Origin of the sequence: Proteiniphilum sp. X52, assembly GCF_003712195.1 — a bacterium.
Lineage (GTDB): Bacteria > Bacteroidota > Bacteroidia > Bacteroidales > Dysgonomonadaceae > Proteiniphilum.
Genome location: NZ_RDSD01000011.1, coordinates 127473 through 137151, shown reverse-complemented (window position 1 = coordinate 137151; position 9679 = coordinate 127473). Strand labels below are relative to the sequence as shown.

Below are 9679 nucleotides of genomic sequence, written 5' to 3'. Positions count from 1 at the left end.
TCCAATTTCGTTCTCAGGTATCGGATTTCTTCTTTCAGCCAGGTGATTTCCCGGTCTTTGGCAGCGGTCAGTTCATCCGCCGCTTTTTTCGGGATATAATGGTTGGAGAAAACCCGCAGGATGTTGAGCAGTTCTATTCTTTCTCTTTTTTTAAAGACTCGAATTTCTCCCTTTCTTTATCTAAAAGCTTTTCAAACAACTCAATTGTTTTATCAATTGGAAAATTATTGAAAGTGTGGTTGTTACTAACAGCACTTGTTTTGACACCACAGTTCTCATAAAAGTTGTTTGTATTATACAGAACCGCTTCTTCGTTGTATTTTTTTAAACCCTCAACAGTAACTCCTAACGCTGAAGCAATCTCTTTCAATCTCTCGTCTTGAAATCTTTCCGTCTGTTCCATTTTTGAGATTGCCTGCTTGGTAATACCTAATAATTCTCCTAACTCAGCTTGTGTCATCCCCCGAAGCCGACGTACACGTTCTATTTTTCTTCCCAAGTGAATGGTGTCTGCATAATCCGTCTTTTCCATATTTCTCACTAATTTAAATTAATTACAACTGAAAGCAAATTTTGTAAGGATCATCTTTTTTTGAGTAGTTCAGTTTTTTCTTTTTCACTTTTCAACAAACGCTTATATAACTCAACTATTTTCTCAAATGGATCAAATTGTTGTATATTGGAGGAGGGAGAATTTTGATGAAAGGTATTATCTTTGATGTGATTGATATTATTGATAACCTTGTTTTCATCAAAATCCCTGATTATATCAGGAGGGACCCCCAATACATTAGCAATCTGACTTATCATCTTTTCTTCAATTTTATTATCCCGTTCAATTCTTGATACATCCTGTTGGCTAATGCCCAAGTCCACACCTAAAGCTTCCTGTTTAACTCCTAAATACATACGGACCCTTTGTATATTCCGCCCGATATGTCTTTTGTATGACTTCTCCGTTGGTCTCATGGTCATTCTATTGATATTCATAAAGTGAATTTTACTTTAACAAAGGTAATAAAAATCAACTAAAAAACAATATATGTCAACTCTTTTTTGGATACCCGATTGTCCTTTAGGGCAATCGATGATAAATTGTTGGTGTTCCCGTATCGACAGAAATCCTTCTTTGGTTAAGGTTTCAAAAAAACTACGTTTGCCGGCAAAGATCGAAGAAAACCATTTACGCTAAAATGGGTATTTTATCGGGGGCTTACGTTTAACGGAGAGTAAAATCAATCCATAAATGTTTCAGGTTGACATTATCTCCATATAACCTGCCTGAAACAGAGGAGTAGCATGACAAGGTTCCTTTTGCATAATCCTCAACAAGTAAATCTTCTTTTTTCCAAACAAGATTGCTATCACTGGCCGATTTTATCTGTTCTTGTATCCATTCGTTCACTTTTCTGAACCAGTATGCAGATGAGTCGGTTTGGATGTATCCAATTAGTCCGGCGTATGCTACATCCCTCCCGTGACGCCCGTTTTTAAAACGTTCTATTCCGCCAGAATTACTAATACATATTCTCTCCCGATATTCACCGTGTACATACTCTTTTTCCCTTTTTTTCGGCAGCTTAGAGCTAAGTCTTTTCGCTTCAAATTTCACTAACGCCGGATAATCATCGCTCCAGATATTATGATCCTGTGCATAAGCAGAAGTTCCAAAGACTGCGAAGTCGGTAGATGTATCTGCTTTTGTGTTTTCTTTATTTTGATGATGAAAATAAAAAGGATACTCACACGGCTTTCTGGAATTCAGGCATTTACAAAGTCTGTTTGTGATTGTGTTTTCATTCTCATCAATTTTAGCATCAAGGGTAGGGAGCGTTATAACAATATACTCAAAAATCTTGTTGACGATAGTATGATCCGGTGCACTGGAAAGTTTTCCAAAAGTGTTATCAAAGGTTTTCTCCATTACTTCCCTTGTTTATATAAATCCAAAAAAGTTTCATCGGCATCCCTTATAGCGATGGAGCGGAGCCAGTATCTTTTTTGGTTCGGTTTATAAATGAATATCACATTCTTATGGTAAACCTTTACGATTCTTCTCACCCAAATATTATATCCCTGCCTGCTTTCCATCAGATTTTCCAATTTGACCTCAATTTCTTCAATACTTGCGGGAAGATCCGTCTCCGGTTTATCTCCCAGAACAAACGGGTAGGCAACAAATTCTTTTCCTATGATAGGCGACAGCGGTTTAAAAGCGTCATACACTGAATTCAGTATGCTGCAAAACAGAACACCGTACGTTTCCAAATCATATTTATCCGGAGGGTTTAGCACGACGCTTTTTTCTCCAAGTTTTCTGAATTCAGAATAATAAACCGATATATCCGAAAGTAATATTTTTTCAATCGCATCAAATTCGATTTCTTCTTTGGGGTAAGGAAGTGAGAGGATATCATTTTTTAATGGAACAGCCTCTCTGGTTGTCATTGCTTGGCCACTTATTAACCACATGAGTGGAACGCACATATCTTGGTGCAAGTATTTTTTGATATTTTTCAGTTCGTCAACCTGATCTTCTGGAGCATGAATACCAAAAATCTTATCCTTAAAGGTTAAATATTCATTGCTATAATTACAAGGGATAACGGTTCCTACACTCTCTTTAATTAACAGATGTGGAGGTTGAAATATCTCTTTATTCTCCACTCTGGGCCACAAAAAATACTTGCTTTCACACGTCTTTACTGATCTGATTCCTTTTTCAGTGAAACGACCTGTTTCAACATAATTAAACCCGGTAATCCAGTCTGCTTTATGCTTCCTCTCAAGAAGAATAAATTCGCTTTCCTCATCTGCTGTTCTGTTCACTTTAAGAGACAACTCTCTAACACGCCTAACACCTTCTGAATTAGGAGATTCAATCCAACCCTCTCCCATCTTCCAGCCGTGATTCTGTTCCTTCTCATCAAGGTATTCTCCCAAAGTTCTCTCCTTGCCAATTTTATCCAATAAATGATGCAATCTCCCACCACCCATAAAATTGGCCTGCCACACGCTTGCATTGTTAATGGCAGAGATGTGTGACACCTTGTGAATGTCATACCGATCTATTTCGAAGTCAATTTTTTCTCCTGATACTTTTGTTCGTCTAAAGATATAGTGAAAACAAGGCCTGTTTTCAGGTTCACTCTTCTCAGCAAAAAAAGCGACTACAGGAGGTTTTGCTGCCGAACTGCTTCCAATGAATAACTTCGCTCTGAGGGGGGAAAAATCGAATATACGCTTCACGTGGTATCGTTCCATTAAAAACCGTCTGAAATCATGAGAACCTACATTATACAATGTGGGGCCGGAAGGTAGAATCAAACAGCAATTACCCCCATTTATAAGTAATTTAAATGATTGTTCCAGAAACAACAACGCTATTTGATTATCCGGTATGATGGGACGCCCCGGAGGGTTCTCTCTCTCTCTTTTATCAACTTTGTCAGCCCAATATGTTAGTTTAGATTCGAAAGGAGGATTACCTATAACAAGTTGAAAATCATTCTTTAATTTTCCTTCACTTAAGGATTTAAAGAAATCTCCTTTGAGCAGGTTCGCACCCACAAGATTATCAAAATGCACATTACCCCATATCTCTTTTGGCGATAAAGAATCCAATAACGCCAGGCTCAGGCTGAAGTAAGTCAGCGTAACTGCCTCATCCTCTATATCACATCCATAGATATTATTCTTTAAAAGCTGTTTTAATTCTTCGACATCCTCTTTCCCGGGTTTCTTCCAATTGTTTTTCAGACGCCACCACTGGATCATTCTTTTATAGGCACCCACCAGAAAAATTCCAGATCCGCAAGCAGGATCCAATATTGTAAAATGCTCTTTCGGATTATCCAACGGCATGCATTGGTCAATCAGTAATTGAACAAGGTATGGCGGGGTATAGACAACTCCTTTTTTCTTTTCTCCGTTCTCATCAGCCAGAAAATCTTCATATATATGACTGATCAGCTCAATGGGAAGATAGTTAAACTGATACAGTTTCCAAAGACTCATCTGCCCCACACTCTGACTTTTTTTTGAGAAAATTTCCATATCACCCATCACAAAATGCTGTAAAAGGGTGAGATCAATTCCCTTTTTGAGTGTTTGTTGTTCTGTGTCACTCAACTGAAAAATTTGTCCGTTAAAATTCTCTTTCCTGGAAAGCTCATTCAATACAGACAGGAAAGTATCAGGGTTGTCCAAAACCCCCTCCAGGGTGGGATTTTCAGGGTTAAAAGTTCGATAGAATTCAGCCGGATTTAATGCCCCTTTCCCCTCATCATCCACTCTCTCTTCCAGATATTTGATGAGGATCAACATCATTAACAATCTCTTCACCAGAGAAGCATTCTCTTTTCCCAAACGAGAAATAATAATTGACTTTACGTTACTCAACTGCTTCAACAATTGTTGATATGCACTATTCTGATAATTGAATTTCTTTCCTTGCTCAGACTCCCAAAATAGTCCCGAATCAAATTTCCTTGCGCTATAAAGATCTAATTTCTCTTGTGTATCGCTCAGTAAGTTTATCAGATCATGGTGTGATGTATTAAAATTACTTGAATCGTTTGAAGAGGGCTTCTTGCTACAATTAAAGACCAGCACCTGAGACGCTCTGAAAATAAAACAAAAAGGCACTACTCCGGCATTCCAAAGTTGATGATGAATATCTGCATCAGAATCATTATTCCGTTCCAAGCCAGATTTATCGTAAAGATAGATTTGCGGTCTTGGAGGTCTGTTGTCTTCATAAAACCGAAAATAAACAGCAGTGGCACCAAACTCATCAGCCTGTTCTAATGCAAGAAAAAGATCCGGATTTTTCTCCTCTTTCCTTTTAGAGATGAAACGCAAGCCAATGGATTCATTGTCCATTCCTAATTTAGACAAAGCATCGTTGAAAGTTAGTTTCTCTTTGGCACTCATTTCTACGCTTCTGTTTTGTTTTATCTCGACACCTGCTCTTTCGTTGTAAACTTAATACTTTGCCAACTAAAATCCAATTATTTCTCTAATATTTAACCTTATTAACAGAAGATCCTTTGGATCCATTCTAAGTTCTATTGTGACAGCTAACTACTATTTTTCATCCAATTTCGTTCTCAGGTATCGGATTTCTTCTTTCAGCCAGGTGATTTCCCGGTCTTTGGCAGCGGTCAGTTCATCCGCCGCTTTTTTGGGGATATAATGGTTGGAGAAAACCCGTAGGATGTTGAGCAGTTCTATTCTTTCTCTTTTTTTAAAGACTCGAATTTCTCCCTTTCAATTTTTATCAGTTCTTCGAAAAGTTTCACTGCTTGCTCCATGGAGAAGTGATTGATATTTTCGATGCTGGAGACTGTTCCGATATTTGTAGCAGTAGCATTCGAGTTTTCGTAAAAATTATTCGTATAATATAAAACAGTTTCCTCTGTAAAGTTTTTCAATCCTTCTTCTGTGACCCCCAAAGCTTCAGCAACCTGTTTAATTTTATCATCTTCCAGTTTCTCGTTTTGCTCCATTTTAGAAATGGCCTGCTTCGTTACACCCAGAATATTTCCCAAATCCACCTGTGTCATTCCACGAAGACGACGTATTCTCTCAATTTTTCTGCCAATATGTAAAGTATTGGTATAGCTCTCCATTTCCATAAATTATTTAATCCATTAGGGTTAATTACTGATAGTTATATTTATCTGTTTTTCAATAAGTCAACTTTTTCTTTTTCGCTCTGGAGTAAACGTTCGTACAGTTCAATTACTTTTTCAAGAGGATTGAACTGTTGGGCAATGGATGTCGCTCCTTGTTCAAACGTATTGTCTCTGATGTTGTTGATGTTGTAAATAGCCCTTTCCACATCAAAATCCCGGATCACTTCCGGGGAGACGCCCAACACGCCGGCAATCCGCAATAACACTTCTTCTTCAATTTCTTCCTGCTGTTCAATCTTCGACACTTCTTGCTGGGTTATACCCAGGTCTGCAGCCAAAGCTTCCTGTTTCACACCAAAATACGTCCGGACTCTCTGCACATTCCGTCCCGTATGTCTTTTCCTTAATTTCTCTGTCGTTTCAGCAATCATCTTATTATTTTCTGACATGTTAGACACAAGGTCGGTAAGAATAAAAAAAACGCCTGTCGCAAAGATAGTAAAAATCAATTGGTTCCGAGTATAAATCAACTCAATTTTTTAATAAAAACAGGAAAGAATTCTGGGTGGTATTAAAACGATTATGTCGGATTAAGTCTTTGTCTCCAGGATATCTTCCGGCTGAAGTGGCGCATAAGGGCCCTCCTTCACTTCGAAGATCACGGTCCCGCTTTCCAGCACTTCCAGCGTGTGCCACTGCCCGGCGGGGATATGGATGCCGTATGCTTTCTCTTTGGGATCGATGGTGAATTCTGCTGTCAGCAGCTTCTCGTCATTATAGAACATCACGCGGATGCTTCCTCTCAGCACGATATATGTTTCGGCCGTATGGCGGTGGCGGTGTACGGGTAGCCTCGTGCCCGGTTCCAACGCGTTCAGCAGCCGTTGCGCTTTCGCATCAAGGCTATCGTGCAGGTTGTGATTCATCCGCAGGCGCTCATTCTCTTTCGCCTTGGCCGTCACCTTGTCCAATAAGTGTTCATCTATAAGCATATCCCTTATTTCATCATTTTAAATTTTAGGTTGTAGAGAGCAACCAGCAGTATGCTCAATATTGCGAAAATCCACCAGCCAAGGGTAGGGTAGAGGTCAATGATCAGCGCGGAGCAGACCAACTGTACCGTGAAATAGATCAGTGACACCAGCCGGTGCGGCATATGCTTCTCATTCGCCAGAATTTGGTAAAAATGGAGCCGATGGGCCTCCATGATATTTTGCTTCAGGTAAATTCTGTGTAGTATGGTCATCACCGCATCCACTCCGTAAACCATCAGGAAGCCAATCCATATCAGGTTCCCCGTTTTAATCATCAGCAACAGCAGCAGGGTAACCACCCAGAATGCCACGCTCACGCTCCCCACGTCTCCGGCAAAGCACCGGGCTCTTTTTCTGAAATTGAAGAAGAGGAATACCACTGACGCGAGCATCGGGTACCAGATCAGGTCGGGATGTGTGAAGTGGACGTGCGACAGGTTCACAAATTGCAGTGACGCCAGTACCGCGATACTGTATAGTCCCGTGATGCCGTTGATGCCATCCATGAAGTTGTACGCGTTGACGATGCCAATAAACACTACGTAGCCGATAACTATGGCCCACCAAGGATAGCTCCCGAAGACACCTGCCAGGTAGAATGCACAGCTCATTGCCAGAAGGTGAAAGAGCAAGCGCATTTTCTGTCCCAGCCCTTTTACGTCATCCACAAAGCTTACACCTGCAATTAACGTGATTCCAGCCAAAAACCACCCGGCTGTTACGGATAGGTTAAACAACAGGTAGAGCAGGGCGGCTACCCACCAGACGACCCCTCCTCCCCGGATGGTGATATAGTTGTGCGAGCTCCGCTCGTTCGGCTTATCGATGATGTTAAATCGGTCCGCTATCTGGAAATAAAAAAGTTCTGCCGCAAGCAGCAAAACAAAAACAATCAAATATATTATTATTGCACTCATTCTCCCTTGTTATCTGAAACTATCCAACGTTTTTCGTATCCCCTCCCGGGTTGATACCGGCATTTTATCGATACCCAGCGCCTGTTTAATTTTGACGTTGCTCACCACGTAGTTCTCCGTGAGTTTGCGCAGCCGTTCCTTGTTGAGTGGCGATTTCAGAGCCCCGCCAACAGCAGCGGCAGCATTCATTAAGCCTTTCGGCAATATCCAGATGTGCGACTTTTTCCCGACCGATTCGCTGATCAGTTTAATCAGTTCGTTGGTCGATATGGGTTCATCGTCTCCAACGTGGTATATACCGCTTTCAATATTCTCCTTGACTATCAGCTGTTCCGCCACATAAGAGATATTGTCGATGGAACAGAACGAACGGCTGTTCTTATACGCACCCAGGGGCCAGGGGATTCCCTTCTTGACCACATTATACAGCAGGTTCAGGTTTCCCTTGTTTCCCGGTCCGTGGATCATGCACGGACGCAGGATAAACACCTTTTTCTGTAATTTGGCAGCCTCTGTAAGTTTGGAGAGCAAATACTGTTCCGCTTTTATTTTCGATTCACCGTATGGACCCAAAGGGTGGGGTATAATCTCTTCTGTCAGTATATCCCCGGGAACTGTATCGGCAGCCGCTTTTACGGAACTGAAAAAGATAAATGTCCGTGCTTCCGATTGCAGGAAATAGTCGAAAATCTGCTGTGTCAGGCCCGTATTTACGTCAAAATAAACTTTTGCCTCACCTATGTTCTTCGTGTCGTGCGCTTTACCTGCTAAATGCACAATAACATCAACGGGCGGAATTTTGCTCAGTTGTTTCCACGTAAATATTTTCTCCACACCCGTTTTTGGAGTTTGATTAATATCCACCCCATAAAGAGTATGTTTTTTATTCCAGTCTTTAGTGAAGTTGGATCCTACAAAGCCGTTTATGCCGGTTATTAGTATGTTCATTTTTTTATCTTTGCTAATATCTCATCATAAAGAGAGAACGTTTTTCTTACTACACTTTCTATGGAAAACTCCTTTTCGGCTAATTTTCTCGAATTTTTACCCATTTCCTCCCTTTTCAACCTGCTTTGACATAACTCATCAATAGCGCTAGCCAAAGGTTCTACTGTTTTTACAGGCACGAGTATCCCATTGTATCCGTCAATTACACATTCTCTACATCCAGGCACGTTAGTGGTTATAATAGGGCGGCCTATAGCACATGCTTCTATCAAGGATTTAGGTAATCCCTCTCTATAAGAGGGAAGAACTATTATATCTGATTGTTGATACTGGAATATCATATCCCGTCGAAAGCCAATCCATTCCATGTATCCTGGGATTAAATGTTTTTCTAAATCAGTTTTATGAACAACCGCTTTGTTTTCTTCGTCGCAATCTCCTGCGAGAATAAAAATAATTTTTCCTTCCCATTTATGGCGTAATTTACTTGCCGCGTTTATCAACTCCATAACCCCTTTATCATAAAGGATACGCGCAGGAAATAAGATATGAAGTTTTTGTTTTTCATAAATTTCTGTAAATGGAAATTCTTTTAAATTCACACCGGAACCTTTTATTAATTTATAGTGTTCTGTGGGCACAAAATTCATATTTTCCATCAAACGAACATCATCAGGGTTTTGAAGTATGAAGTAAAAACTTTTAGATTTAAAAGCCAAATTCATCATCCATCTTATACATTGTTGAAAGAATCCATTTCGGCCGTCGGTAAAATTATATCCCAATCCACTAATAGCATTTATAACATTTTGACTCTTTGTTATTTTTGCAGCAAACGAACCCAACAGGGCAGCTTTCAATGTTACATGATGAATAATATCGGGCTTAATCTCTTTATAATATTTTGTCAATAATCGAACACACTTAATCTCGTGGAGCAAATTTTTCCCAGAACGTTGAAATGGAATTTCTAGAAACTTTATGCCATAAGATTCTATTTTTTTCTTCTTTCCTGTATCTGCTGTTAATACATAGACTGTATACCCTCTTTTCATAGCATCTAATGCCAAAGGCAATCGATGAGAAAGAAAAAACCAATCTACATTAACTACAAAAAGCACACTCAAATCCTTATCCATTT

10 protein-coding genes are annotated in these 9679 nt (G+C 40.0%); all 10 read right to left on the bottom strand.

The genetic code is table 11. The features are described from left to right. Positions 1–133: 133 nt before the first annotated feature. The 10 genes from D7D25_RS10575 to D7D25_RS10530 all read right to left on the bottom strand — a co-directional run bounded on the left by D7D25_RS10575 (position 134) and on the right by D7D25_RS10530 (position 9677). On the bottom strand, positions 134–532 hold the full coding sequence (locus tag D7D25_RS10575) for a helix-turn-helix domain-containing protein (RefSeq protein WP_122968918.1): 399 nt from the start codon (positions 530–532) through the stop codon (positions 134–136). Positions 533–582: 50 nt separating this feature from the next. Beyond that, complete coding sequence (locus D7D25_RS10570) at positions 583–975, bottom strand: helix-turn-helix domain-containing protein (protein WP_122968932.1); 393 nt, start codon at positions 973–975, stop codon at positions 583–585. A gap of 244 nt (positions 976–1219) precedes the next feature. Continuing rightward, positions 1220–1924, bottom strand: coding sequence for a hypothetical protein (locus D7D25_RS10565; protein ID WP_122968917.1), 705 nt, complete (start codon positions 1922–1924; stop codon positions 1220–1222). Further along, positions 1924–4935, bottom strand: a complete 3012-nt coding sequence (locus D7D25_RS10560) for a class I SAM-dependent DNA methyltransferase (RefSeq protein ID WP_122968916.1) — start codon at positions 4933–4935, stop codon at positions 1924–1926. Before D7D25_RS10560 ends, D7D25_RS10565 begins: the two co-directional genes overlap by 1 nt. Positions 4936–5231: 296 nt before the next feature. Beyond that, positions 5232–5639 carry a helix-turn-helix domain-containing protein gene (locus D7D25_RS10555; protein ID WP_122968915.1) on the bottom strand — a complete coding sequence of 136 codons (408 nt, stop codon included), beginning with the start codon at positions 5637–5639 and terminating at the stop codon, positions 5232–5234. 41 nt (positions 5640–5680) lie between these two features. Beyond that, positions 5681–6070, bottom strand: a complete 390-nt coding sequence (locus tag D7D25_RS10550; protein ID WP_122968931.1) for a helix-turn-helix transcriptional regulator — start codon at positions 6068–6070, stop codon at positions 5681–5683. Between the two features lie 159 nt (positions 6071–6229). After that, a complete protein-coding gene (locus D7D25_RS10545; protein WP_122968914.1) occupies positions 6230–6631 on the bottom strand; it encodes a WbuC family cupin fold metalloprotein in 402 nt (133 codons plus the stop codon). A 5-nt stretch (positions 6632–6636) separates the two neighbouring features. Further along, complete coding sequence (locus tag D7D25_RS10540; RefSeq protein WP_122968930.1) at positions 6637–7578, bottom strand: glycosyltransferase family 4 protein; 942 nt, start codon at positions 7576–7578, stop codon at positions 6637–6639. 21 nt (positions 7579–7599) lie between these two features. After that, the gene (locus D7D25_RS10535) at positions 7600–8538 is read right to left on the bottom strand and encodes an NAD-dependent epimerase/dehydratase family protein (protein WP_122968913.1); all 939 of its coding nucleotides are present in this window, start codon (positions 8536–8538) and stop codon (positions 7600–7602) included. Then, on the bottom strand, positions 8535–9677 hold the full coding sequence (locus D7D25_RS10530) for a glycosyltransferase family 4 protein (protein WP_122968912.1): 1143 nt from the start codon (positions 9675–9677) through the stop codon (positions 8535–8537). Before D7D25_RS10530 ends, D7D25_RS10535 begins: the two co-directional genes overlap by 4 nt. Between the last annotated feature and the right edge of the window lie 2 nt (positions 9678–9679).